General features: G+C 67.9%; 26 protein-coding genes. 6 read left to right on the top strand and 20 right to left on the bottom strand.

Going from position 1 to position 22,093, the window contains the following annotated elements; genetic code table 11:
* Positions 1 to 209 precede the first annotated feature (209 nt).
* Both AAFN89_RS20390 and AAFN89_RS20385 read right to left on the bottom strand, forming a co-directional pair.
* A complete protein-coding gene (locus tag AAFN89_RS20390; RefSeq protein ID WP_347541083.1) occupies positions 210 to 749 on the bottom strand; it encodes a DUF177 domain-containing protein in 540 nt (179 codons plus the stop codon).
* On the bottom strand, positions 736 to 1,311 hold the full coding sequence (locus tag AAFN89_RS20385) for a ubiquinol-cytochrome C chaperone family protein (RefSeq protein ID WP_347541081.1): 576 nt from the start codon (positions 1,309 to 1,311) through the stop codon (positions 736 to 738). Before AAFN89_RS20385 ends, AAFN89_RS20390 begins: the two co-directional genes overlap by 14 nt.
* 138 nt (positions 1,312 to 1,449) lie before the next feature.
* Here AAFN89_RS20385 and bamE point away from each other — a divergent pair, with 138 nt between their 5' ends.
* Entirely contained in the window at positions 1,450 to 1,920 is a 471-nt protein-coding gene (gene bamE / locus AAFN89_RS20380) for an outer membrane protein assembly factor BamE (protein WP_347541078.1), read from the top strand.
* Positions 1,921 to 2,014: 94 nt separating this feature from the next.
* Entirely contained in the window at positions 2,015 to 2,287 is a 273-nt protein-coding gene (locus AAFN89_RS20375; protein ID WP_347541076.1) for a DUF333 domain-containing protein, read from the top strand.
* Positions 2,288 to 2,332: 45 nt separating this feature from the next.
* On the opposite strand, the gene AAFN89_RS20370 is transcribed toward AAFN89_RS20375, so the two are convergent.
* The 5 genes from AAFN89_RS20370 to AAFN89_RS20350 all read right to left on the bottom strand — a co-directional run bounded on the left by AAFN89_RS20370 (position 2,333) and on the right by AAFN89_RS20350 (position 6,036).
* On the bottom strand, positions 2,333 to 3,328 hold the full coding sequence (locus tag AAFN89_RS20370; protein WP_347541074.1) for an MBL fold metallo-hydrolase: 996 nt from the start codon (positions 3,326 to 3,328) through the stop codon (positions 2,333 to 2,335).
* 128 nt (positions 3,329 to 3,456) lie between these two features.
* The gene (locus AAFN89_RS20365; RefSeq protein WP_347541072.1) at positions 3,457 to 4,575 is read right to left on the bottom strand and encodes an adenylate/guanylate cyclase domain-containing protein; all 1,119 of its coding nucleotides are present in this window, start codon (positions 4,573 to 4,575) and stop codon (positions 3,457 to 3,459) included.
* Positions 4,572 to 5,027 carry an SRPBCC domain-containing protein gene (locus AAFN89_RS20360; protein WP_347541070.1) on the bottom strand — a complete coding sequence of 152 codons (456 nt, stop codon included), beginning with the start codon at positions 5,025 to 5,027 and terminating at the stop codon, positions 4,572 to 4,574. The genes AAFN89_RS20365 and AAFN89_RS20360 overlap by 4 nt, the downstream gene beginning before the upstream one ends.
* Positions 5,028 to 5,059: 32 nt before the next feature.
* Positions 5,060 to 5,275, bottom strand: coding sequence for a hypothetical protein (locus tag AAFN89_RS20355; RefSeq protein ID WP_347541068.1), 216 nt, complete (start codon positions 5,273 to 5,275; stop codon positions 5,060 to 5,062).
* Positions 5,272 to 6,036: a DUF899 domain-containing protein gene (locus tag AAFN89_RS20350; protein ID WP_347541066.1), complete on the bottom strand. Its 765-nt coding sequence runs from the start codon at positions 6,034 to 6,036 to the stop codon at positions 5,272 to 5,274. Before AAFN89_RS20350 ends, AAFN89_RS20355 begins: the two co-directional genes overlap by 4 nt.
* 94 nt (positions 6,037 to 6,130) lie before the next feature.
* Here AAFN89_RS20350 and AAFN89_RS20345 point away from each other — a divergent pair, with 94 nt between their 5' ends.
* Positions 6,131 to 7,351 (top strand): hypothetical protein, encoded by a 1,221-nt coding sequence (locus tag AAFN89_RS20345; RefSeq protein ID WP_347541064.1) that lies wholly within the window; start codon positions 6,131 to 6,133, stop codon positions 7,349 to 7,351.
* 39 nt (positions 7,352 to 7,390) lie between these two features.
* On the top strand, positions 7,391 to 8,032 hold the full coding sequence (locus tag AAFN89_RS20340; protein WP_347541062.1) for a hypothetical protein: 642 nt from the start codon (positions 7,391 to 7,393) through the stop codon (positions 8,030 to 8,032).
* A gap of 68 nt (positions 8,033 to 8,100) precedes the next feature.
* Here AAFN89_RS20340 and AAFN89_RS20335 read toward each other — a convergent pair whose 3' ends face one another.
* From AAFN89_RS20335 to rpiB, 12 genes are all read right to left on the bottom strand, one after another.
* Entirely contained in the window at positions 8,101 to 10,209 is a 2,109-nt protein-coding gene (locus tag AAFN89_RS20335; RefSeq protein ID WP_347541060.1) for a sodium-translocating pyrophosphatase, read from the bottom strand.
* A 163-nt stretch (positions 10,210 to 10,372) separates the two neighbouring features.
* On the bottom strand, positions 10,373 to 11,563 hold the full coding sequence (locus AAFN89_RS20330; RefSeq protein ID WP_347541058.1) for an MFS transporter: 1,191 nt from the start codon (positions 11,561 to 11,563) through the stop codon (positions 10,373 to 10,375).
* Positions 11,564 to 11,769: 206 nt separating this feature from the next.
* Positions 11,770 to 12,213, bottom strand: a complete 444-nt coding sequence (locus tag AAFN89_RS20325; RefSeq protein ID WP_347541056.1) for a hypothetical protein — start codon at positions 12,211 to 12,213, stop codon at positions 11,770 to 11,772.
* 70 nt (positions 12,214 to 12,283) lie between these two features.
* Positions 12,284 to 13,267, bottom strand: coding sequence for a thiamine-phosphate kinase (gene thiL / locus AAFN89_RS20320; RefSeq protein ID WP_347541054.1), 984 nt, complete (start codon positions 13,265 to 13,267; stop codon positions 12,284 to 12,286).
* 7 nt (positions 13,268 to 13,274) lie between these two features.
* Positions 13,275 to 13,778, bottom strand: a complete 504-nt coding sequence (nusB, locus tag AAFN89_RS20315; RefSeq protein WP_347541052.1) for a transcription antitermination factor NusB — start codon at positions 13,776 to 13,778, stop codon at positions 13,275 to 13,277.
* A gap of 32 nt (positions 13,779 to 13,810) precedes the next feature.
* Positions 13,811 to 14,275 carry a 6,7-dimethyl-8-ribityllumazine synthase gene (gene ribH, locus AAFN89_RS20310; protein ID WP_347541051.1) on the bottom strand — a complete coding sequence of 155 codons (465 nt, stop codon included), beginning with the start codon at positions 14,273 to 14,275 and terminating at the stop codon, positions 13,811 to 13,813.
* A gap of 9 nt (positions 14,276 to 14,284) precedes the next feature.
* Positions 14,285 to 15,409: a 3,4-dihydroxy-2-butanone-4-phosphate synthase gene (gene ribB / locus AAFN89_RS20305; RefSeq protein WP_347541108.1), complete on the bottom strand. Its 1,125-nt coding sequence runs from the start codon at positions 15,407 to 15,409 to the stop codon at positions 14,285 to 14,287.
* On the bottom strand, positions 15,406 to 16,032 hold the full coding sequence (locus AAFN89_RS20300) for a riboflavin synthase (protein ID WP_347541050.1): 627 nt from the start codon (positions 16,030 to 16,032) through the stop codon (positions 15,406 to 15,408). Before AAFN89_RS20300 ends, ribB begins: the two co-directional genes overlap by 4 nt.
* Positions 16,033 to 16,042: 10 nt before the next feature.
* Positions 16,043 to 17,152: a bifunctional diaminohydroxyphosphoribosylaminopyrimidine deaminase/5-amino-6-(5-phosphoribosylamino)uracil reductase RibD gene (gene ribD / locus AAFN89_RS20295; RefSeq protein WP_347541049.1), complete on the bottom strand. Its 1,110-nt coding sequence runs from the start codon at positions 17,150 to 17,152 to the stop codon at positions 16,043 to 16,045.
* 26 nt (positions 17,153 to 17,178) lie between these two features.
* A complete protein-coding gene (gene nrdR, locus AAFN89_RS20290) occupies positions 17,179 to 17,634 on the bottom strand; it encodes a transcriptional regulator NrdR (protein ID WP_347541048.1) in 456 nt (151 codons plus the stop codon).
* Positions 17,635 to 17,682: 48 nt separating this feature from the next.
* Positions 17,683 to 18,993: a serine hydroxymethyltransferase gene (gene glyA, locus AAFN89_RS20285; RefSeq protein ID WP_347541047.1), complete on the bottom strand. Its 1,311-nt coding sequence runs from the start codon at positions 18,991 to 18,993 to the stop codon at positions 17,683 to 17,685.
* A gap of 37 nt (positions 18,994 to 19,030) precedes the next feature.
* Entirely contained in the window at positions 19,031 to 19,468 is a 438-nt protein-coding gene (rpiB, locus tag AAFN89_RS20280) for a ribose 5-phosphate isomerase B (RefSeq protein ID WP_347541046.1), read from the bottom strand.
* Between the two features lie 395 nt (positions 19,469 to 19,863).
* Between rpiB and AAFN89_RS20275 the strand changes: the two genes are divergently transcribed.
* Entirely contained in the window at positions 19,864 to 20,310 is a 447-nt protein-coding gene (locus tag AAFN89_RS20275; RefSeq protein WP_347541045.1) for a MucR family transcriptional regulator, read from the top strand.
* Positions 20,311 to 20,345: 35 nt separating this feature from the next.
* On the opposite strand, the gene AAFN89_RS20270 is transcribed toward AAFN89_RS20275, so the two are convergent.
* A complete protein-coding gene (locus AAFN89_RS20270; protein ID WP_347541044.1) occupies positions 20,346 to 20,522 on the bottom strand; it encodes a hypothetical protein in 177 nt (58 codons plus the stop codon).
* 128 nt (positions 20,523 to 20,650) lie between these two features.
* On the opposite strand from AAFN89_RS20270, the gene AAFN89_RS20265 reads away from it, so the two are divergent.
* On the top strand, positions 20,651 to 21,883 hold the full coding sequence (locus AAFN89_RS20265) for an acyl-CoA dehydrogenase (RefSeq protein ID WP_347541043.1): 1,233 nt from the start codon (positions 20,651 to 20,653) through the stop codon (positions 21,881 to 21,883).
* The last annotated feature ends 210 nt before the right edge of the window (positions 21,884 to 22,093 follow it).

The following is a 22,093-nucleotide window of genomic DNA, read 5'->3' as shown; positions in this document are numbered from 1 at the left end:
AAAGCTGTTGTTTAACGTTGAGCATACATGGTTCGACAGGCTCACCATGAGGAGAAGAAGCGAGAATCCTTCCCCTTATTGGTCATTCGGGACCCCGATCCGGAATCCATAGGCTGGCGCCGCTTCACCGGCGGTGAAGAACCGGCGCCGTCCCGGCTTCCATGGATGCTGGATCAAGTCCAGCATGACGGTTTTGGAAAGCTTCGACCTCACTTTTCGCGCTTCAGAGCCGCGAGCGCCGCGAAGGGATTGGGGGGTTCGTCTTCCTCCAGGTCGGGATCGTCCTCCGCTCTCACCTCGTCCGGCAGGGCGACGCCCGGAGCGCGGGGGTGAGGGTCGAGCGCGAGGGAAAGATGCTGGGCGGCGAGTTCGCCGAGGTCGAGCCGGCCGCCTTCCAGCGGCTCCGGCTCGTCAGGGTCGGCGGCGTCCATATCGATCTCAAGCGCGTCGACGACGGGATCGAGCGTGAGGCTGAGGGAGATTTCGTCCTCTACGGACGCAGAGAACGGCTCCAGCGAGACGACGCAGATCTGGACGACGAACGCCCGGAACCGGCCGTCGACCGTGACAATAGGCCCCAGATTAGGCCGGCGAACGGCGAAGTCCGCCGTCAGTTCCTCGATCGCCGGCAGGGAAAAGCGCTTGGCCAGCGCCGCGCGTTCCTCCGGCGTCGCCTCTATCCGCTTCGACCGGACGGCGTCGCCAAGCCTGTCGACCGGGATCGGGCGGCTGAATTCAGGGGCCGGCATGGCTGATCTCCCCTTCCGGTGGGAAAGCCGGCGGCGGGCCGAAGGAGACGGTCCCGGCGAGGAGGCCGTCGATCGGGCCGGCCGCCAGCGCGGAATCCTCACGCTTCATATAGGCGGCCAACGCCTGAAGCCGACCGGAACCGGGATCCTCGCCGTCATAGAGGTTGCGCTGGAGCATCTGGACCAGCGCCGCATCGTCGGCGGCGTCGAGCGCCTGTTCGTAGACCGAGACGCGGCCATAGAAATCCTGCGCCATGGCCTTGACCTTCTTGCCGACGCTGAGGTCGCCGACGCCGAGTTCCCGGAGGTTGTAGTCGATATCCGCGAACATGTGGTCGAACAGCGCCTGCGCGAACGCCCGCGCGCCTTCATCCTCGCTTTTCAGCCGCCGGAAGACGAGGAAGGCGTGCAGCACGATCATGTCGAACCGGCCCGCCACGCTGTCCGGCACGCCGCCCCCGCCAAAGAAAACGGGCCGGCGGGCGGCCTCGACCACATCCATATAGAGGCGGGCCACGGCGTGACGATCGACGGCGTTGCGCCGGAAAAGACGGTTCAGCATCGGACGGTCGCCTGCGCTGCGGATTCAAGCCGACATTGACGGAAGGGGCGTCGAACGGTAGGACGGCCCTCTGGATTGCCGGAGACGGGAATGGCGCGGCGCCGACCGTTCCACCGTGCTCCGAGGAGCGGAAAACACATGTCGATGGTTCGATTGTCAAGCAGGCTGTCACGCCTTCCCCTGATCGCCGGCGCGACGGCGGTCCTGCTGGCGCTGGCTGCCTGCGGGATGCCGGCGGTGACGCGCGGCAATCTGGTGGAGGATACGCGCCTGTCGCTGGTCCAGGAGGGCGTCAGCACCCGCGACGACGTGGCCTACATACTGGGCACGCCGACCACCGTCGGTACTTTCGACGACAGCAACTGGTACTATATCGGCCAGACGCTCAAGCCCCGCACCTTCCGGCGGCCGGAGATCCTGGAGCGCCGGGTGCTGGCGATCCGGTTCGACGAGACGGGCGTGGTCGAGGAGATCGACGAGATGACTCTGGAGGACGCTCAGGAGATCGAGCTGGTGGAGCGCGAGACGCCGACGCTGGGCCGGACGGTCACCTTCTGGGAGCAGATGCTGGGCAATCTGGGGCGGGGCGGCCGCGGCGGCGAGGACTAAAGCCGCCGCCACGACCTGCCTACCGAGGTTTCAAATCACCGCGTCACAGGCCATCGATATTTGAGGCAGACTTTTCCAGCAGGCGGAGGGCAGCATGTCTTGGAAGCAGTTCAAATGGATAGGTCTGGCCGTCATCGTGTTCGTGCCGAGCGGTTGCCTCGATAAGGGCACCGCTCCGCCGCCAGCCCCCATCGGCATGTCCAATCCCGCATCGGACAATTGCGCGGAGCTTGGCGGAGAGACCGTCATCGAGACGATCGATGGCGGCGACCAGGTCGGGATGTGTCACCTGCCCGATGGCCGTGTCTGTAATGAATGGCCCTTGTACCGCGAGGGCGTGTGCGAACCCCTGGATGCAGCCGGGTAAAACATCACGAGGAAACGCGGCTGTGGCCCCAGAGATGGTCCGCTCTCAGAGGTTCGGCGTCCAGACCACCGGCACGAAGGCGTAGCCTTCGGACGCGCCGCCCGGGGCGCGGGCGACATGCCCGATTCCGGGGAAGCCCAGATGCATCCCGGCGACGAGCGTGCGGTCGGTCGCTGCCTGATCCATCACCTTCGCCCGGCTTTGCGCGGCCTGCGCCTGGTCCGTGTCGAACGCGATTGTCGCATCCGGGCGCGGAAACTGGATGGCGGCGACGTGGACGATGTCGCCCCAGACCAGAAGCTGGTCCGACCCCGAGGACAGCATGAACAGCGTGTGGCCCGGCGTATGGCCGGGCGCGGCGACGGCGCTGACGCCCGGCAGGATTTCTCCGGGGCTGGCGATGATGTTCAGCCGGCCCGCCCTATCGTAGGGCGCGATGGCGTCGCGGGCGGCGATGAAGAAGGGCTGCGCCTCAGCCGGCGCGCGGCTCATCATCCCGTCATCCCGCCAGAACCCTGCCTCGGCCTCCGCCACATGGACCGTGGCGTTCGGGAAGGCGGCTTCCTTGTCGACGGTCAGCAGCCCGTTGGCGTGATCGGGATGGAGATGGGTCATGAGGATGTCGTCGACATCCGCCGGATCAATTCCGGCGGCCGCGAGGTTCGACGCCAGGAGACCCAGCCCCTCCCCCATTCCGCCGGCGGCACCGGTGTCGATCAGCGCCAGCCGGTCGCCGAGATTGACCAGATAGCCGTTGACCGAGGTCGGGATGGCGTCGGCGGGGAGAAACGCATCCTCCAGAAGTTCCGCCTTCGGGATGTCGGTCGGGGCGCTGAGGATATCCGCCGGCAGGGTCAGGACGCCGTCATTCAGCGCGGTGACCTGAATGTCGCCGACGGCGAGGCGGTAGAAGCCGGGCGCCTGGTCCGTGGCGATCGGCGCGGCCGCGGCGGCTGGGCGGATGACCGGCAGGGGAACGCCGGCGGCGGCGGCCGTCGCCATCGCCGCGGCGGATTGAAGGAATGAACGGCGTGCGATCATGGGGGTTCTCCCTCAGATGGTCGGGAAACGTCGCGGGATGGAGCGGTGAGCATCGCGCCCGCAGCCGCCGGCGGCAATGCGCTCGATCACTGACAGCGCCGGCCGGGAGCGATTATGCGTGGGGGGCTTCACGCATCGGGCAGGGTGAAGACGGTGCAGGGCTCCGCGATGCCGCGCAGCTTATGTTCGCCCAGCGGCATCAGCGGCATTGTTGTCTCGGCGGCGACCGCGCCGGAGATCAGCACCGACTGGCCAAGCGGCCGACACAGCCCCTCCAACCGGCTGACCAGATTGACCGCCGGGCCGATGGCGGTGAAATCCAGCCGGTCGACCGCGCCGATATTGCCCCACAGCATCTCGCCCAGGTGCAGCGCCGCGCCGAAGGGCAGCGGCGGCAGCCCCTGCGCCTGCCGTCCGGCATCGAGATGGGTCATCCCGGCGCGGGCGGCGACGACGGCGCGCAACGCCGCCTCGCAGGCATTGGCCGGCGATCCCGTGACCGGGAAGATCGCCAGCAGCCCGTCGCCGATGAATTTCAGCACCTCGCCCCCAAAGGCGTGCACCGCCCCGGCGGCGCGATCGAACCAGGCATCGAGGGCGGCGATCATCGCCGCCGGCTCCGTCGCTTCCGACAAGGCGGTGAAATCGCGCAGATCGGCGTAGAGCAACGCCGCGCGGATGGTCTCTCCGCCGCCGCGCCGCAGCGAGCCGGCCTGCACCCGGGCGGCGCTGCGCCGGCCGAGATAGGCTTCGAGCAGCGCCGTCAGCGTCGATCGCGCGGCCAGGGCGGCCAGGGGCGCGGCGCCGAAACGCGCGGCCTGACGCAGCCGGCCGGCCTCCCCGGGACTGAACGGCCGGGTTCCGGCCCAGCCCAGAACCGGGCCGTCCGGACCCGGGCCTGCCATATCCTCCCGCACCGACCCTAGTTCGGCCAGCCAGTCGCCGCCGGCCCGGTCGAGGGGGCTGCCGTCGAAACCCAGCGCCTCGATCACCGCCCCGGTTTCCGCCCGCCAAAGCCAGGTGCGGCGGGCGACGATGGGATGGGGCGCCGCGAGGGTCAGCGCGCCGCCTGCCAGCGGCAGACCGGCGGCCAGCAACCGGCCGCCGAGTTCCGCCAGGAACCGGTCGGGGCCGGACGCGGCGCCGGCCTCGTCCACCAGCCAGTCGAGAGGCGCGGGCAGATCCATGCCGCGATCATGCCGCCGCGCCCCCGGCCTGTCACCCGCGCCGAACCGGAAAGCCGTCATTCATTGCCGGTGCGGCCATGCATCGGGTCCGGGCCGGGGTCCCGCCCGGCCGCGGCCTCGACCAACCGGCCAAGGTAGTGGGCCCAGCCTTCCGCATGGCCGGCGCATTGCTCCGCGCTGGGCAGGCCGGAATGGGTCAGGCGCAGCAGCGTTCCGTCCGGCTGCTCCACCAGGTCGATCTCGACCAGGCTCGACCCCGGCGGCACCACCTCGCTGCCGTCCCAGCCGAAGCTGTAGGCCAGGCGATGCACCGGCACCACCTCCCGGAAGGAGCCCCGGGCATTGCGCGCGCCGGTGACGTTGACGAGATAGAGCCCGCCGACCCGAGGCTCGACCTCCGCCTCCGTTCCCATCCAGCGCAGGATCTTCTCCGGGTCGGTCAGGAGGGCGAACACCGCAGCGGGCGGGGCCGGGACATGCGTCTCGCGGCGGACGACGAGGGCCTCTTGCATCGGTCTTCTCCATGATTCGTGACGGGTTCGGGTCAGGATCGGCGGACGCCCCATGGTCGGCTAGAGAACAGTTTCAGCCAAGGGCCCGAATGGAAGACGCCCATAAGCAGATACATCGGGACCATGCCGCCCAGCGGGAACCCGGCATGGGCGACCGAGCAGAGCGCATCCGGAGCGCCATGCGCCGCCGTCAGCAACGCCATGATGGCGAAGACGGGCGCGGCGGCAAGCCCCAGCCATTCGCTCATGGCGCCACCCTGTCGTCCCGGTTGCGGAACGCCGCCTCCCCGGCGTCCGACACCTCTACCCATTTCGGGTCGGGAGGGGCGTCGGGGACGTAGTTATCGTGCCAGTTGATCCATTTGTAAGTCGGCGTCTGAGGATAGCCGTCGGGCGAGTCCTCCCACGTCTCCTGACGCCCGAGCGCGGTGATATCGAGATAGTTCCAGGTGTTCCCCATCTGCTCATCGCCGCGATCCTTCACGAAATAGGTCCGGAACACGCGATCGCCGTCGCGGATGAAAGCGTTCGTGCCGTGCCACTCATCCACGCCGAAATCGGCGTCGAACTCGTCGGTCAGGGTTAACCACGGGATGTGCTCCCAGCCCATCCTCGCCTTCACGCGCGCAATGTCCGCCTGCGGCGCGCGCGACACGAAGACGAGGGTCGTGTCGCGGGCGTTCAGATGGGCGGGGTGAGCCACCTGATCGGCCACCTGGGAGCAGCCCCGGCAGGGATGTTCGGGCCAGCCGAACACGCCCGGCTCGAAGAAGGCGCGATAGACGATCAACTGACGGCGGCCGTCGAACAGATCGAGCAGGCTGGCCTCGCCCTCCGGCCCGATGAACCGGTAATCCTTCTCCACGGCAAGCCACGGCATCCGCCGGCGTTCGGCGGCCAACGCGTCGCGGGCGCGGGTCATCGCCTTTTCCTTCACGAGCAGTTCCTGCCGCGCGGCCTCCCACTCCTCTGGCGATACGATCGGCGGTGTGTGCATCTGCGTCGACATCGTTTCTCTCCCGTGAATGTCATTCCGTTGCGGTCGTGAGATAGATTGGCGGCGGGCGTCGAACGGCGGGAGTGACAAGTGTGTCGGGATTTCGATGGATTCATTGATCACGGCCGCCGGGCGCGCGCTGGCGGCGGGGGATCCGCTTGGCGCGCTGAACCGCGTCGCCCTGCGCGACGATCCGCCCGCGCTGGCGCTTCGCGGCATCGCGATGGCGCAGCTTGGCGACCTTGCCCGCGCCAAAACGCTCCTGCGACGCGCGGCGCGCGCCTTCGGGCCCAAGGAGGCGGTCGCCCGCGCAAGGTGCGTCGTCGCGGAGGCCGAGATCGCGCTTGTCTCCCGCGACCTGGGCTGGCCGGCGAAGGCTCTCGATGCGGCGCGGACAGTGCTGGAGGAGCATGGCGACCGGGCGAACGCCGGACACGCGCGGTATCTCGAAGCCCGGCGACTCCTGCTGATCGGGCGGCTGGACGATGCCGAACGCACGATCGCGGGATTCGATCCCGCGCCCTTCCCGCCCATGTCGAGGGTGGCCCACGAGCTGGTCGTGGCGGGAATCGCGATGCGGCGGGTCAGGACGAAGATCGCGCGCGCGGCGCTGGTGCGGGCTGGAGACGCTGCCCGGCAGGCGGCCATCCCCGCACTGACGGCGGAGGTCGAAAGTGCATCCTTTGCGCTGGACCGTCCGGCGGCGCGGCTGATCGCGCGGGGCGAGGAGCGGTTGCTGCGGCTCGAGGATGTGGAGGCGCTGCTGGGGACGGATGCGCTGATCGTGGATGGATGCCGCCATGTGGTGCGCGGTTCCGGCGTCGCGATCCCGCTCGCGACCCGGCCGGTCCTGTTCGCGCTGGCGCGGGCGCTGGCCGAGGCGTGGCCCGAGGACGCGCCGAGAGCCGCGCTCCTTGCCCGCGCCTTCCGGGCGAAGCAGGCCGACGAATCGCATCGGGCGCGACTGCGCGTCGAGATCGGGCGGCTGCGCGCGGCGCTTCGGACGGTGGCGGAGGTGAGCGCGACGAAGCGGGGATTCGCGCTGACGCCGCGCCGCGCGAGGGAGGTCGTCGTGCTGGCGCCGCCCGTCGAAGGGAAGCATGGGGCGGTGCTGGCGCTGCTCGCCGACGGCGAAGCATGGTCGAGTTCCGCGCTGGGGCTCGCGCTGGACGCCAGCCAGCGCACCGTGCAGCGGGCGCTCGACTCGCTGGCGGAGGAAGGCAAGGCGCAGTCGTTCGGCCGTGGGCGGGCCCGCCGCTGGATGACGCCGCCCGTTCCGGGTTTCCCGACCACCTTGTTACTCCCCGCCCCCCTGCCCGACGGCTAGAGTCCGAAGCGGGAAACAACCAGCCGTCGGAGTGAAACCATGAAACGATCAGCGGCCGAAATCGTGCGTGAATACGGCCCCTTTCCGGGCGCCGACGCCGTGCATGGCGTGTCCTATGACGGGCGGCGGGTCTGGTTCGCCTCCGGAGACAGGCTGAGCGCCCTCGATCCGGAAAGCGGGGAGTCCCTGCGCTCCATCGATGTCGCCGCCCATGCCGGGACGGCGTTCGACGGGCGGCACCTGTTCCAGATCGCCGAGGATCGCATCCAGAAGATCGACCCGGAGAGCGGCCGTGTGCTTTCCACCATCCCCTCGCCCGGCGGCGGCGATTCCGGGCTGGCGTGGGCGGAAGGAACGCTCTGGGTGGGGCAGTACCGGGACCGGAAGATTCATCAGGTCGATCCCGGGACGGGGGCGATCCTTCGCACCATCGTTGCCAGCCGCTTCGTCACCGGCGTCACCTGGGTCGACGGTGAGCTGTGGCACGGCACGTGGGAAGGCGACGAGAGCGATTTGCGGCGGGTCGATCCCGAAACCGGAGAGGTCCTGGAACAGCTCGACATGCCGGCCGGAGCGGGGATATCGGGGCTGGAATCCGATGGCGGCGACCGGTTCTTCTGCGGCGGCGGAAAGAGCGGCACGGTGAGAACCGTCCGCCGGCCGAAGCAAAGCCCGATCTAGGAACCCGCCGGAAAGAAAAAAGGCCCCGGAGTCGCCTCCGGGGCCTTTCGCGGCGGAACCCGCCGGTATCAGTGCGCCAGGATCGCCAGCAGCAGCAGGGCCACGATGTTGGTGATCTTGATCATCGGGTTGACGGCCGGGCCGGCCGTGTCCTTGTACGGATCGCCCACCGTGTCGCCGGTGACGGCGGCCTTGTGGGCCTCCGACCCCTTGCCGCCATGGTGGCCGTCCTCGATGTACTTCTTGGCGTTGTCCCAGGCGCCGCCGCCCGCCGTCATGGAGATGGCGACGAAGAGGCCGGTGACGATGACGCCCAGCAGCATCGCGCCGACGGCGGAGAACGCCGCCGACTTGTCGGCGATCGTCAGCACGACGAAATAGACCACGACCGGCGCCAGGACCGGCAGCAGCGACGGGACGATCATCTCCTTGATCGCCGCCTTGGTCAGCATGTCGACGGCGCGGCCGTAATCCGGCTTCTCCGTCCCCGCCATGATGCCCGGCTTCTCCCGGAACTGGGTGCGGACTTCCTCCACGACCGAGCCGGCGGCGCGGCCGACGGCGGTCATGCCCATCGCGGCGAAGAGGTAGGGCAGCAGGCCGCCGAGCAGCAGGCCGACCACCACGAACGGGTTGGAGAGCGAGAAGTTCAGCACCACGTCCGCGAAATACGGATAGGTCTCCGGGTCCGCGATGAAGAACCCGAGGTCCGACGTGTAGGCGGCGAACAGCACCAGCGCGCCGAGGCCGGCGGAGCCGATGGCGTAGCCCTTGGTGACGGCCTTGGTGGTGTTGCCCACGGCGTCCAGCGCGTCGGTGATCTTCCGCACCTCCGGCTCCAGATCCGCCATCTCAGCGATGCCGCCGGCATTGTCGGTGACCGGGCCGTAGGCGTCCAGCGCCACGACCATGCCGGCCAGCGCCAGCATGCTGGTGACCGCGATGGCGATGCCGAACAGGCCGGCCAGCATGTAGGTGACGATGATCGCCGCGACGATGATCAGGGCCGGAATGGCGGTCGCCTCCATGGAGATCGCCAGACCCTGGATGACGTTGGTGCCGTGGCCCGTGGTCGAGGCCTGGGCGACGGAGCGGACCGGCCGGTATTCCGTGCCGGTATAGTATTCCGTCACCCAGATCAGCAGCCCGGTCACCACCAGCCCCGCGATCGCGCAGAAGAACAGCGACAGGCCGGTGAAGGCCTTGCCGGCCACGGTGTATTCCGCGCCGAAGCCGATCACCCAGAGCGTCATCAGCGCGATGCCGACGACCGACAGCAGGGCCGAGACGATGAAGCCGCGATAGAGCGCGCCCATGATGTTGTTGTTCGGGCCGAGCTTGACGAAGAAGGTCCCGGCGATCGAGGTCAGGATGCAGACGCCGCCGATGGCCAGCGGATAGGCCATCAGGTTGCCGACGAATTCCGTGCCGGCGAAGAAGATGGAGGCCAGCACCATCGTCGCGACGACGGTGACGGCGTAGGTTTCGAACAGGTCGGCGGCCATGCCGGCGCAGTCGCCGACATTGTCGCCGACATTATCGGCGATCACGGCGGGGTTGCGGGGGTCGTCTTCCGGGATGCCGGCTTCGACCTTGCCCACCAGATCGGCGCCAACGTCCGCGCCCTTGGTGAAGATGCCGCCGCCCAGCCGGGCGAAGATGGAGATGAGCGAGGCGCCGAAGCCCAGCGCAACCAGCGGGTCGATGAGGTCGCGCCCTTCCGCGCCCATCGCCAGCAGGGCCGAGTAATAGCCGGCGACCGCCAGGAGGGCTAGCCCGGCGACCAGCATGCCGGTGACCGCGCCCGACCGGAAGGCGATGGCGAGCCCCGCGCCCAGCCCCTGTCGCGCGGCCTCCGTGGTGCGGACATTGGCCCGGACGGAGATGTTCATGCCGATATAGCCGGCCGCGCCGGACAGCACCGCGCCTATGACGAAGCCCACCCCGACCTGCCAGGTCAGCAGGAAGGAAACCAGGAGGGCGATGAGGATCCCGACGATGCCGATCGTCGTGTACTGGCGGTTGAGGTATGCGCTGGCGCCTTCCTGGATAGCGCCCGCGATCTCCTGCATCCGCGCATTGCCGGCGCTGGATTCCAGCACGGAGCGCGATGCCCATACGCCGTAGCCGAGGGCCACGAGGCCGCACAGCAGGACGAAAACAAGAACCAACGTCATAGAACCTTTCCCCCCGAACCTGATTTTCCGGCCGTCTTGAGGACGGCTTCCAATTCTTCCCTGCCACAACCGGAAGGAAAAAGCGCGGAAAAATGCGAAAGGGCGGATTCACGAGAAATATTATGCACTTAATGCCGGGAGACCGGATCACTTCCGGAAAGAATCATCCCGCGACGGCGGCGGTCGAGCGCCGCTGCAGGCGCATCCAGGCCACGGCGAGGAAGGCGATTCCAAGGGGGGCGATGACGCCGAGATTGACTGCGGCCCAGCCGAAGGAGGAATGCAGCGCGCCGGAGGAAAAGGACCCCGCAGCGGCGGTGCTGAAGATCAGGCAATCGTTGAGGGCCTGGGTCTTGGCCTGCTCTTCCGGCCGACAGGTCGTCGTCAGCAGGGTCGAGCCGCCGATATACATGAAGTTCCAGCCAAGCCCGAGAAGCACGAGTCCGCCCCAGAACTGCCCGAAGGCGATGCCCGAAAGGGTGACCGTCACGGCCGACGCGATGAGGGCGATGCCGGCCAGAATGACGTTCAGCACGCCGAATCGCTGGATCAGGCTTCCGGTGAAGAAGCTGGGCCCGAACATCGCCAGCGCATGCCACTGGATGACGAAAGCGGCATCGTCGAAGGCGAAGCCGCAGGCGGTCATGGCGAGCGGCGTCGCCGTCATGACCAGCGTCATCACCCCGTACCCGACCGCGCCCGACAGCGCGGCCACGACGAAGGCCGGCTGCGCGGCGATCCGCCCCAGCGGCCGTCCGCTGGTCGCGCGCTGGACGGCGGACAGTTTGGGTATGTCCAGCCCCTGGAGGATCATCGCCGCGACAAGGGAAAGGGCGGTCACCAGCAGGTAGCAACCAACGAAAAGATGGGGGGTCAGAAGATCGCGCCCCCATTTCGCCAGTTCCGGGCCGGCGAGGGCGGCGGCTATTCCGCCGGCCAGGACGAGGCTGATCGCCTTTGGCCGGAACGCCTCGCTGGCGGTCTCGGCGGCGGCGAAACGGTAGAACTGAACGAAGGCTGCCTGCGCCCCGATGATGGTCGCGGCAAGGGAGAAGAGCACGAAATCCCCCCGGTAGACCGCATAGGCCGCAGCCAGCCCGCCCGTGGCGCCGATCAGCACCCCGACGGTGAAGCCGGCGCGGCGGCCCACCCGCCGCATCAGCAGCGAGGCGGGGAAGGTCGTCAGCATCGTCGCGGTGAGTTGAAGGGCGACGGGCAGCGTCGCCAGCGACTTGTCGTCGGCGAGGCTGTAGCCGACCAGCGCCGCGATCACGATGACCAGCGACTGGCAGGTCATCCCCAGCGCCTGGGCGACGATCAGCAGCGAAATGTTTCTGGTCGCGGTCTTGGCCATGGCGACGGGACGATAGACCCGCGCCGCCAGGACGAAAAGGCCTCAGATGTCAGGAGACAATACCGCTTCCGGACGCATCAAGGGCGGAATGACCAACAAAAACAATGCCATGCTGGACTTGATCCAGCATCCATGCGGTGTCGAGGGCGGGCGAAACCGCGCCCGGTTCTTCGCCGCCGGCGCGGCGTCGCCGATGGGCTTCGCGGTCAGAGGCGGCGCTGGGTGAGCATCTGGACGAGCGCGGCGCTGACCTGGCCCGCACCCATGACCTCGTTGGAGACCTGGAGAAGCCGGCGCTTCAGCATGGTCACGTCGAGAGCGCCGCCGACCATCGCCTCTTCCCGGTTGATCGCGCCGTAGAGCGCGTGGATGTAGGCGTCCGTCAGCTTCGGCGCCATGGCGATGACCCGGTCGGCGGTGGCCGTGTCCGGCACCTCAAGCGCCAGCGCGATGTTGACGAGTTCGACGATGCGGTCGTCGCCCATGATGGGGAGCTGGATCGGGTCGAATTCGACATAGACCGGGGGCGTCGCCGCCGGCTCCTCGATCTCGGCCGCTTCCGCGCTCTTGTTGGCGAGGAACATCCAGCCGCCGAACCCGGCCCCACCGACGAGCAGCGCCGCGAGGCCCAAAATCACGATCTTCTTCATGGCCGTCCTGGCCTCGTTTGGGGGGAAGACGATACGACCTTCTCCTACCTCTGGGTGAGTGAAGAAAGCGTTAAGGCTGGAAGTGCGTCCAGCCCTTCAGATCGCCGACCGGCGCGCCGTCGGGGCCGATGAAGGCCGCGCCCTCCCCGGCCGATATTTCGCCGATCGCGGTCAGCGGCAATGACAGTTCCAAAGCCAGGGCGGCGAGCGTTTCCGCGGCTTCGGGCGGGGCGGTGAAGAGCAGTTCGTAATCGTCGCCGCCGGAAAGGGCGAGCCGTTCCAGCCCCGGATCGGCGGCCAGCGCCGCGCGTCCCGCCGGGGACAGGGGTATGCGCGCCGTCTCCACCCGCGCGGCGACGCCCGAGGCATGGCAGATATGCGGAAGGTCGCCGGGAAGCCCGTCGGATATGTCCATCGAGGCGGTGGCGACGCCGATGAGCCGCCGCCCCAGCTCCATTCGGGGTTCGGGCAGGGTGTAGCGATCCGCCAGATGCCGGCGGTGGGCGGGATCGAGATCGGGAAGCCGGCCGCGAAGGCTTTCCAGCCCCAGCGCCCCGTCGCCCAGCGCGCCGCTGACATGGATGATGTCGCCGGGCCGGGCGCCGGAGCGAAGCAGCGCCCTGCCCTTCGGCGCGGTCCCGAACGCCGTGATGCCGAGAACGGCCGGTCCTTCGACGGACACCGAGTCGCCGCCCAGAAGGTGAATGCCGAACCGTTCCTGGTCCTGCCGGAGCCCGTCGGCGAAGGCCGCGATCCAGCCTTCCTCCGCCGAGCGCGGGAGTGCGGTTGTCAGCATGTAGGCGAGCGGGCGAGCGCCCTTGGCCGCGAGGTCGGAGAGGTTTACGCGCAGCAGCTTCCGGGCGAGCCGGGACGGTTTCTCCCCGGGCAGGTAATGGACGCCCTCCACCATCGAATCGGTGGTGGCGACCAGGTCCTCGCCGGGGCCGGGAGACAGCAGCCCGGCATCGTCGCCAAGGCCGAGCGCGCCGGGGAACCCCGCCGCCAGGGGCTTGAAATACCGGTCGATGCGCTGGAATTCGCCGAGACCGGGCATCGGCGCCTCAGCCGCCCGCGACGGCGGTCATCTCATCGGGCCGCAGCGTTCGGGCGATCTTGTCCAAGACGCCATTGACCATCGCCGGCTCCTTGCCGCCGAAGAAGGCATGGGCGACATCGACATATTCGGAGATGACGATGCGCGGCGCGACTTCCGGGTTGGCCAGAAGCTCCCACGCCCCGGCGCGCATGACGACGCGCAGCAGCAGTTCCAGCCGGTCCACGGTCCAGGCGGAATCGAGCGAGCCGGCGATCAGCCCGTCCACATCCTCTCGCCGGACCGACGCCCCCCGGACGATCGCCGCGAAGGAGGTGGGTTCCGGAGTGACGAAGACATCGCCGTCCAGATCGGCGCCGAAGCGATGCTGGACGAATTCCCCCACCACCGTCTCGACATCCGCGCCGATGAGCGCGATCTGGTAGAGCGCCTGGACGGCGGCCAGCCGGGCGGCGCTGCGGCGCGCCTTGGCGGAGGGTTTCTGCTTCTTGGTCTTGGGGGGCTGGTTCAAAAGATGCGCCGTTTGCTGATCGCTTGTGGGGGTCATTCCGGAAGCAGGCGGAAGTGCCGTTTCAGGGCGATCATGTCAAGGCATGCCTGCGCTGCGTCCCGGCCCTTGTTCTTGCGGTCGACCTTGGCCCGCGCCCATGCCTGATCGTCATTCTCCACCGTCAGGATGCCATAGCCGATGGGCAGGTGAAGGCCGACGGCCAGATCCTGGAGTCCCCGCGCGCTTTCCCCGCAGACATAGTCGTAATGGCTGGTTTCGCCCCGGATGACGCAGCCCAGCGCGACGAAGCCGTCGAACGGCCGGTCGATGGCCTCCTGCTCCCCCGCCTCATGGGCGATGGCGATGGCGGCCGGGATCTCGAACGCTCCCGGCACGGCCCGGCGCTCATAGGTCGCGCCCGCCTCTTCCAGCGTGGCGAGCGCGCCGCGCGCCAGTTCGTCGGCGATGTCGGCGTAGAAGCGCGCCTCCACGACCAGGATGTGGGGGGATGTGGTCATGGAGTTCCCTTATTCCGCGCCGTGAAGCGGCCGCTGGTCGACGACGTCCAGGCCGTAGCCCTCGATGCCAATGATCGTCTTCTTCGTGTTGGAGAGAAGCACGAGGTTCCGGACGCCGAGATCCAGGAGGATCTGCGCGCCGACGCCATAGTCCCGAAGCTCCGGCCCATGCTCCATCGGCGGCTGGCCGCCAAGGCGGGCGCTGAGCCGGGCGGTCAGGCTGTCGGGCCGGGGTTCGCGGATCAGCACGACGACGCCGCGCCCCTCCTCCCCGATCAGGCGCATGGCCTGGTGCAAATCCCCTGCCCCGCCGGCGCTATCCCCCAGCACGTCGTCCAGCACGTTCAGCGCGTGCATCCGCACCGGCGCCGGCTGGCCGTCCGCCACGTCGCCCTTGATGAGCGCGATATGTTCGGCGTAGCTGACCCGGTTGACATAGATGACCATCCGCCAGTCGCCGCCGAAGCGGCTGTGGAAATCCGTCTCCAGCTTGCGTTCGATGATCGTTTCCGTCCGGCGGCGATAGGCGATCAGGTCCGCGATGGTGCCGATCTTGAGGCCGTGGAACTGCGCGACCTTCACCAGATCCGGCATCCGGGCCATGGAGCCGTCGTCGTTCATGATCTCGCAGATCACGCCCGACGGGTTGAGGCCGGCCATCCGGGCGATGTCGACCGCCGCTTCGGTATGTCCGGCGCGGACCAGGGCGCCGCCGTCGCGGGCGACCAGCGGGAACACATGGCCCGGCGTCGCCAGATCGTCCCGCGTCATGGCGGGATCGATGGCGACGGCGACCGTGCGCGCCCTGTCGGCGGCGGAGATGCCGGTGGTCACGCCCTCCCGCGCCTCGATCGAGACGGTGAAGGCCGTGGTGTGGCGGGACGAGTTGTTCTGGGCCATCAGGGGCAGGCCCAGCTTCTCCACCCGCTCCCGCTCCAGGGCGAGGCAGATCAGCCCGCGGCCGTGCTTGGCCATGAAGTTGATGGCCTCGGTCGTCGCCATCTGGGCCGGGATGACGAGGTCGCCCTCATTCTCCCGGTCCTCGTCGTCGACCAGGATGAACATCCGGCCGCGCCGCGCCTCCTCGACGATCTCCTCGATCGGCGAGAGAAAGCTCTGGTCGTCCCCGCTCAGGCGGGAATCGCCTGAGGCTGGGGCCTCGTCTCCGTCAGCCGGGCGACGTAACGCGCCAGCATGTCGGCTTCGAAGTTCACCCGGTGACCCGGACTTAAGGTCTGAAAGGTCGTGCATGATTGCGTGTGCGCTATGATGTTGACGCCGAATTGCGATTTGCCGTCGAGGGTGGGGCCGACCTCGTTCACCGTGAGCGACACCCCGTCGATTGCGACCGACCCCTTCGGCGCGACGAACCGCGCCAAGGCGGCCGGAAGCTCGAAGGTGAAGCGTACACTATCACCTTCCGGTCGCCGCTCCACCACCGTCGCGAGGCCATCGACATGGCCGTAGACGAGGTGCCCGCCGATCTCGTCCCCCAGCCGCATCGACTGTTCGAGATTGACGGCTGTGCCGACCTTCCACTCGCCCAGAGTCGTCTTCGACAGCGTCTCCGCCGAAGCCTCCACGACGTAGCGGCCGGCCTCCTTCTCCACGACGGTCAGGCAGCAGCCATTGTGCGCGACCGACGCGCCGATCGCGATCGAGGCGGTATCGAAGGCCGTCTCGATCACGAAGCGCGTGTCGCCGCGCTTCTCCACTTCGGCGACGCGGCCGACATCGGTGATGATCCCTGTGAACATGGCCTGCTATCTAGGAGGTTTCGACGTAACTTTCCAGCAGATCGACCCCGACGGAGCGAACGTCGACGCGGCGGAAGCGCGCGAGGTCGGCAAGCTCGTCCACGCCGAACGCCTCGGCCGCCGGCAGGCCGTCGCCGCCCAGCACCGACGGCGCGCGGAACCATTCGATCCGGTCGACCAGCCTTTCCCGCAGGAAGGTGGCGGAAAGCCGCGCCCCGCCTTCGACCAGCAGCCGCGTGATCCCGCGCCGCCCCAGATCGGCCAGCAGGGCGTCCAGCCGGGGACGCCCGGCGCGGTCGGCGGCCAGTTCCACGACCTCCACGCCGCAATCGCGCAGCACCGCCGCCCGCTCGTCCGGCGCGTCCTTCAGGGTGTAGAGCCAGGTCGGCACCTCGCCCGCCGTGCGGACCAGGGCGGATGTCAGGGGCACGGCCAGCCGGCTGTCCATCACCACGCGGACCGGCGACCGGTCCTCAAGCCCCGCCAGCCGGCAGGTCAGCAGCGGATCGTCCGCCAGCACGGTGCCGCTGCCGACGAGGATCGCGTCCGCCTCCGCCCGTAGGAGGTGGGCGCAGGCCCGCGCGGCCTCGTCGGTGATCCATCGGCTGTCGCCCCTATGGGTGGCGATGCGGCCGTCGAGCGTGGTGGCGAATTTCAGCGTCACCAGCGGCCGCCCTTCCCGGATTCCGGTGAGGAAGCCGGCGTTTACGGCCTCCGCCTCCTTCGCGCAAAGGCCGGTTTCGACGGAGATTCCGGCATCGGACAGGCGGGCATGGCCCTCGCCGGAGACGCGCGGGTCGGGATCCTGCATCGCCGTCACCACCCGCGCCACCCCGGCCTGGACCAGCGCTTCGGCGCAGGGCGGGGTCTTGCCGTGATGGCTGCAGGGTTCGAGCGTCACATAGGCGGTCGCGCCCCGCGCCGCCTCCCCAGCTTGCTCCAGGGCGACGGTTTCGGCGTGGGGGCGGCCGCCGGGGCGGGTCCAGCCCCGCCCGACGACGCGCCCATCGCCGACGATGACACAGCCCACCGCCGGGTTCGGCCAGACGCGGCCGAGCCCCCGCCGCGCCAGGACGAGCGCGGCCCGCATGAAGGCGTCGTCGCGGGGGGAGAAGGGCATGATCTCAGCCGGGATGTGAAGAACGGTTAATCTTCTTCGCGAAGTTTTCCGACGAATTCGTTGAAATCGCCCGGTTCCTGAAAGTCCTTGTAGACCGAGGCATAGCGGACATAGGCGACCTTATCGAGGGTTTCCAGCGCCTTCATCGACATCTCGCCGATGACCTTGGACGGAATCTCGCTTTCGCCGGAGCTTTCGAGCTGGCGGACCATGGAGTTGATCAGCCTATCCACCCGCTCCGGCTCCACATCCCGCTTGCGCAGGCTGATCTGGAGGGCGCGGGCCAGCTTGTCGCGATCGAACGGCTCCCGCCTGCCATTGGCCTTCACCACCGTCAGTTCGCGAAGCTGGATGCGTTCGAAGGTGGTGAAGCGGGCGCCGCAGCCGGGGCAATAGCGCCGGCGGCGGATGGCCGAGTTGTCTTCGGTCGGACGCGAGTCCTTGACCTGCGTATCGTCATGTCCGCAGAACGGGCAGCGCATGTTCCAGACTCGCTCCTTCTTCTTATCGTTGTCGTTCGATCTCCCCGGCTATCCCGCCGGATAGATCGGGAAGCGGGCGCAGAGCTGGCGCACCCGGTCGCGGATCGCGGATTCGATCTGGCCGTTGCCCTCGGGATCGGCGGCGAGGCCGTCCAGCACCTCGACGATCATCTCACCCACCTGGCGGAATTCGGCCTGGCCGAAGCCGCGCGTGGTCGCCGCCGGGCTGCCCAGCCGGATGCCGGAGGTGACCATCGGCTTTTCCGGGTCGAACGGGATGCCGTTCTTGTTGCAGGTCATGCCCGCGCGTTCCAGGCTGTGCTCGGCGGCCTTGCCAGTCAGCTTCTTCGGCCGCAGATCGACCAGCACGACATGGCTGTCCGTGCCGCCGGAGACGATGTCCAGCCCGCCTTCGACCAGCGTCGAGGCCAGCACCCTGGCGTTGTCGGCCACGGCGCGGGCATAGGCCTTGAACTCCGGTTGCAGCGCCTCCCCGAACGCCACCGCCTTGGCGGCGATGACATGCATCAGCGGACCGCCCTGGAGGCCGGGGAAGACGGCGGAATTGATCTTCTTGCCCAGATCCGCGTCGTTGGAGAGGATCATGCCGCCGCGCGGGCCGCGCAGCGTCTTGTGCGTCGTCGTGGTGACGACATGGGCGTGGGGCAGCGGCGTCGGATAGACGCCCGCCGCCGACAGGCCGGCGAAATGCGCCATGTCGACCATCAGATAGGCGCCGACCTTGTCCGCGATGGCGCGGAAGCGCGCGAAATCGATCACGCGAGGCACGGCGGAGCCGCCGGCGACGATCAGCCGGGGCTTGTGTTCGACGGCCAGCCGCTCGACCTCGTCATAGTCGATCATGGCGTCCTCGCGCCGGACGCCGTACTGGACCGCTTTGAACCATTTGCCCGAGAGGTTCGGGGCCGCGCCGTGAGTCAGGTGCCCGCCGGCCGCCAGCGACATGCCGAGGATGGTGTCCCCCGGCTCCAGCAGCGCCAGGAACACCGCCTGGTTGGCCTGCGCGCCGGAATGGGGCTGGACGTTGGCGAAGGCGCAGTCGAACAGCCGGCAGGCCCGCTCGATCGCCAGCCTCTCCGCCACGTCGACCTCCTCGCAGCCGCCATAGTAGCGCCGGCCCGGATAGCCTTCGGCATACTTGTTGGTCAGCACCGAGCCCTGGGCCTGGAGCACCGCGCGGGAGACGATGTTCTCGCTGGCGATCAGCTCTATCTGGTCCTGCTGACGCCTCAGTTCCGCCGTCACGGAACCGAAGATTTCGGGATCGGCATCGGCCAGATCGGCCCCGAAGAAGCGATCGAAGCCGGCGGCGGAGGATTGGGCGGTGGCGGTGGTCATTGCTGCTTCTTGATCCTTGGGCGGAAGGTCGACGGGATTATCGGGAAAGCTTGGCGACGCGCCGTTCGTGGCGGCCGCCCTCATAGGGGGTGTCGAGGAACGCCGTCAGGCAGTCCTTCGCGACCTCCGCCCCGATCACGCGGGCGCCGAGCACGAGGACGTTGGCGTTGTTGTGCTGCCGGCATAGGCGCGCCGTGGTCGAATCATGGCAGAGGGCGGCGCGCAGCGCGGAATGTCGGTTGGCGGCGATGCCGATGCCGATGCCGGTGCCGCAGATGAGGATTCCGCGATCGGCCTTCCCCTCCCCGATGGCGCCGGCCATGGCGTCGGCGAAGTCAGGATAATCCACGGAATCGTGCGATTCGGCGCCGAGATCGAGCACGGCCAGCCCGGCTTTGGACAGAGCGCTTTTCAGCTCTTCCTTGAGGTCGAAACCGGCATGGTCGGAAGCGAGGGCGATCGGTTTGTCGGACATGGGAGGAGGTGCTGTCTTCCTGGGACGAAGGTTAATCGCCTTACCATATCTGGTTTCGGCATCGGATAATCGCACAAACCATGGCGGCGGGGCTAGAGGCAGGGTGCGCGCACGGAGCGGAAGGGAGCCATGCGGAAATGGCCGCCCGCGCCCGCCTCTCCTCATCCGATGCCCCGAGTCGTTTCCATGACGAATAGAGAGGCTTGATCAATACTGAAATCAATTCACATTTCCGGCGAACGTCGGCCGCGACAATTCCGAATATCCTGCAGTGGCAAGCATGATTACTGGGATATACTGCATTTGCTTATAATTTCTTCTGGGAATTCTATTGACAGCCAAAATAGGCTGTGCAAGTGGAACTCCAATCTAAATCAAACCGGCAGGTGACGAAGATGGCTTTGAGTGAAGAGGGCCTCGATTCGGTCAGAGATGGCGAACTGCTTCGCATGACCGCCGATGTCGTGGCCTCTTACGTCAGCAAGAATCCGGTCAATGCCGACCAGCTTGGCGAGTTGATCCATTCGGTCCATGACAGCCTGAAGAACATCGACGGCGCTCCGGCGGAGATCGAGGAGGAGCCGCAGAAGCCGGCGGTGTCCATCCGCAAATCGGTCCAGCCGGAATATCTGATCTGCCTGGAGGACGGGAAGAAGCTGAAGATGCTGAAGCGGCATCTTCGCACGACCTACAACATGACGCCGGACGATTACCGCCTGAAATGGGGGCTGGGTCCCGACTATCCGATGGTGGCGCCCAACTACGCCGCGCAGCGGTCGGCGTTCGCCAAGAGCATCGGGCTGGGCCGGGGCGCCCGAGGCGGAGGCCGGAAGAAGAACTGAGGCGGCGGCCGGAAGAAGGGCCAAAGGCGGCGGCGTCACCCCTTCCGCTTCGACAGCACGTAGTTCAGCTTGGCGACCGCCGCCCGGCGCAGGGCTTCCTCCCCCGCCGTCGCCGGCCCCTGCAACACGACCTCCGTCAGGGTTTCCGGATCGGTCGCCGTCACCTTGACGGCCGCTCCGATCCTCCGGAACTCGAAAAGGATTTCGCGCATGGCGGCGTTCGGTCCGACTGTCTTGCCAGCCTCCTTTATGCGGGGACGCCGGGGCGGGTGACAAGCGCGGCGAAAGGGCCTAGATCATCGGACTTCCGAGCCTAGCCAAGTTGTTCATGGAGTTTCCGATGTCGGCTGCCCCGGCCCCCAAACCCGATCAGACCGCCCCCGTCAAGCCTTCCTCGCAGCGCCCGTCCTTCCAGTGGGAGGACCCGCTGCTGCTGGAGGAAGGGCTGACGGAGGATGAGAGGCTGGTCCGCGACACCGCGCGCGGCTACGCCCAGGACGCGCTGATGAGCCGGGTGCTGGAAGCCAACCGGCATGAGATCTTCCATCGCGAGATCATGAGCGAGATGGGAGAGCTGGGCCTGCTGGGCCCGACCCTTCCGGAGGAATATGGCGGCGCGGCCGTCTCCTACACCGCCTACGGGCTGGTGGCGCGGGAGGTCGAGCGGGTGGACAGCGGCTACCGCTCCGCCATGTCGGTCCAGTCCTCGCTGGTCATGCATCCGATCCACGCCTACGGCACGGAGGAGCAGAAGAAGACCTACCTTCCGGGCCTGGCGCGCGGCGAGCTGGTCGGCTGCTTCGGCCTCACCGAACCGGACGCCGGCTCCGACCCGGGCGCGATGAAGACGCGGGCGCGCAGGACGGCCGGGGGCTGGACGATCTCCGGCGCCAAGCAGTGGATCACCAATTCCCCGATCGCGGACGTCTTCATCGTCTGGGCGAAGGACGATGAGGGCGCGATCCGCGGCTTCGTCCTGGAAAAGGGCATGAAGGGGCTGAGCGCACCCAAGATCGAAGGCAAGTTCTCGCTTCGCGCCTCGATCACCGGCGGCATCGCCATGGATGAGGTGGAGGTTCCGGAGACGGCGCTTCTGCCCGGCGTGTCCGGCCTGAAGGGTCCGTTCGGCTGCCTCAACAACGCCCGCTACGGCATCGCCTGGGGCGCGATGGGCGCGGCTGAGTTCTGCTGGCACACGGCGCGGCAATACACGCTGGACCGGACCATGTTCGGCAAGCCGCTGGCCGCGACGCAGCTTATCCAGAAGAAGCTGGCCGACATGCAGACGGAGATCACGCTGGGCCTGGCCGCCGTCCAGCGGCTCGGGCGGCTCAAGGACGATCACCGCGCGCCGCCGGAGGCGATCTCGCTGATGAAGCGCAATAATTGCGGCAAGGCGCTGGATATCGCCCGCACCGCCCGAGACATGCTGGGCGGCAACGGCATCGCGGACGAATACCACGTCATCCGGCACGTCATGAATCTGGAGGCCGTCAACACCTATGAAGGCACCCATGACGTCCACGCCCTGATCCTCGGCCGCGCGCAGACTGGATTGCAGGCTTTCGCGTGAGGGCGATGGGGGAGGGTTTTGGACCTCCCCTTTCCTAAATCGTCATGCTGGACTTGATCCATAGGCGCTAACTTTGATCATAATTTTCCCCTCTCCTGCTCCGCGGGAGAGGGAGGGGCCCGCCGCGAAGCGGTGGGAGGGTGAGGGTTTTGGTCCGACCCGGATAGAGTCCTGACAGTTCTGTCCAGATACATTGCTGACAGTTAGTCC

The sequence above is a fragment of the Inquilinus sp. CAU 1745 genome (assembly GCF_039839375.1).
Classification (GTDB): domain Bacteria; phylum Pseudomonadota; class Alphaproteobacteria; order DSM-16000; family Inquilinaceae; genus JBDOQU01.
This window is presented reverse-complemented; position numbering and strand designations above follow the sequence as displayed.

Coding starts and splice junctions, on each gene's coding strand:
- rpiB (WP_347541046.1), bottom strand. CDS start 19,468: ATGTCCGACAAACCGATCGCCCTCGCTTCCGACCATGCCGGTTTCGAC.
- nrdR (WP_347541048.1), bottom strand. CDS start 17,634: ATGCGCTGCCCGTTCTGCGGACATGACGATACGCAGGTCAAGGACTCG.
- AAFN89_RS20370 (WP_347541074.1), bottom strand. CDS start 3,328: ATGATCGCACGCCGTTCATTCCTTCAATCCGCCGCGGCGATGGCGACG.
- thiL (WP_347541054.1), bottom strand. CDS start 13,267: ATGCCCGGTCTCGGCGAATTCCAGCGCATCGACCGGTATTTCAAGCCC.
- AAFN89_RS20345 (WP_347541064.1), top strand. CDS start 6,131: ATGGATTCATTGATCACGGCCGCCGGGCGCGCGCTGGCGGCGGGGGAT.
- ribD (WP_347541049.1), bottom strand. CDS start 17,152: ATGCCCTTCTCCCCCCGCGACGACGCCTTCATGCGGGCCGCGCTCGTC.
- AAFN89_RS20335 (WP_347541060.1), bottom strand. CDS start 10,209: ATGACGTTGGTTCTTGTTTTCGTCCTGCTGTGCGGCCTCGTGGCCCTC.
- bamE (WP_347541078.1), top strand. CDS start 1,450: ATGTCGATGGTTCGATTGTCAAGCAGGCTGTCACGCCTTCCCCTGATC.
- AAFN89_RS20265 (WP_347541043.1), top strand. CDS start 20,651: ATGTCGGCTGCCCCGGCCCCCAAACCCGATCAGACCGCCCCCGTCAAG.
- AAFN89_RS20390 (WP_347541083.1), bottom strand. CDS start 749: ATGCCGGCCCCTGAATTCAGCCGCCCGATCCCGGTCGACAGGCTTGGC.
- ribH (WP_347541051.1), bottom strand. CDS start 14,275: ATGACCACATCCCCCCACATCCTGGTCGTGGAGGCGCGCTTCTACGCC.
- AAFN89_RS20375 (WP_347541076.1), top strand. CDS start 2,015: ATGTCTTGGAAGCAGTTCAAATGGATAGGTCTGGCCGTCATCGTGTTC.
- AAFN89_RS20350 (WP_347541066.1), bottom strand. CDS start 6,036: ATGTCGACGCAGATGCACACACCGCCGATCGTATCGCCAGAGGAGTGG.
- AAFN89_RS20365 (WP_347541072.1), bottom strand. CDS start 4,575: ATGACGGCTTTCCGGTTCGGCGCGGGTGACAGGCCGGGGGCGCGGCGG.
- AAFN89_RS20300 (WP_347541050.1), bottom strand. CDS start 16,032: ATGTTCACAGGGATCATCACCGATGTCGGCCGCGTCGCCGAAGTGGAG.
- glyA (WP_347541047.1), bottom strand. CDS start 18,993: ATGACCACCGCCACCGCCCAATCCTCCGCCGCCGGCTTCGATCGCTTC.
- AAFN89_RS20340 (WP_347541062.1), top strand. CDS start 7,391: ATGAAACGATCAGCGGCCGAAATCGTGCGTGAATACGGCCCCTTTCCG.
- AAFN89_RS20270 (WP_347541044.1), bottom strand. CDS start 20,522: ATGCGCGAAATCCTTTTCGAGTTCCGGAGGATCGGAGCGGCCGTCAAG.
- AAFN89_RS20385 (WP_347541081.1), bottom strand. CDS start 1,311: ATGCTGAACCGTCTTTTCCGGCGCAACGCCGTCGATCGTCACGCCGTG.
- AAFN89_RS20275 (WP_347541045.1), top strand. CDS start 19,864: ATGGCTTTGAGTGAAGAGGGCCTCGATTCGGTCAGAGATGGCGAACTG.
- AAFN89_RS20325 (WP_347541056.1), bottom strand. CDS start 12,213: ATGAAGAAGATCGTGATTTTGGGCCTCGCGGCGCTGCTCGTCGGTGGG.
- AAFN89_RS20330 (WP_347541058.1), bottom strand. CDS start 11,563: ATGGCCAAGACCGCGACCAGAAACATTTCGCTGCTGATCGTCGCCCAG.
- AAFN89_RS20360 (WP_347541070.1), bottom strand. CDS start 5,027: ATGCAAGAGGCCCTCGTCGTCCGCCGCGAGACGCATGTCCCGGCCCCG.
- AAFN89_RS20355 (WP_347541068.1), bottom strand. CDS start 5,275: ATGAGCGAATGGCTGGGGCTTGCCGCCGCGCCCGTCTTCGCCATCATG.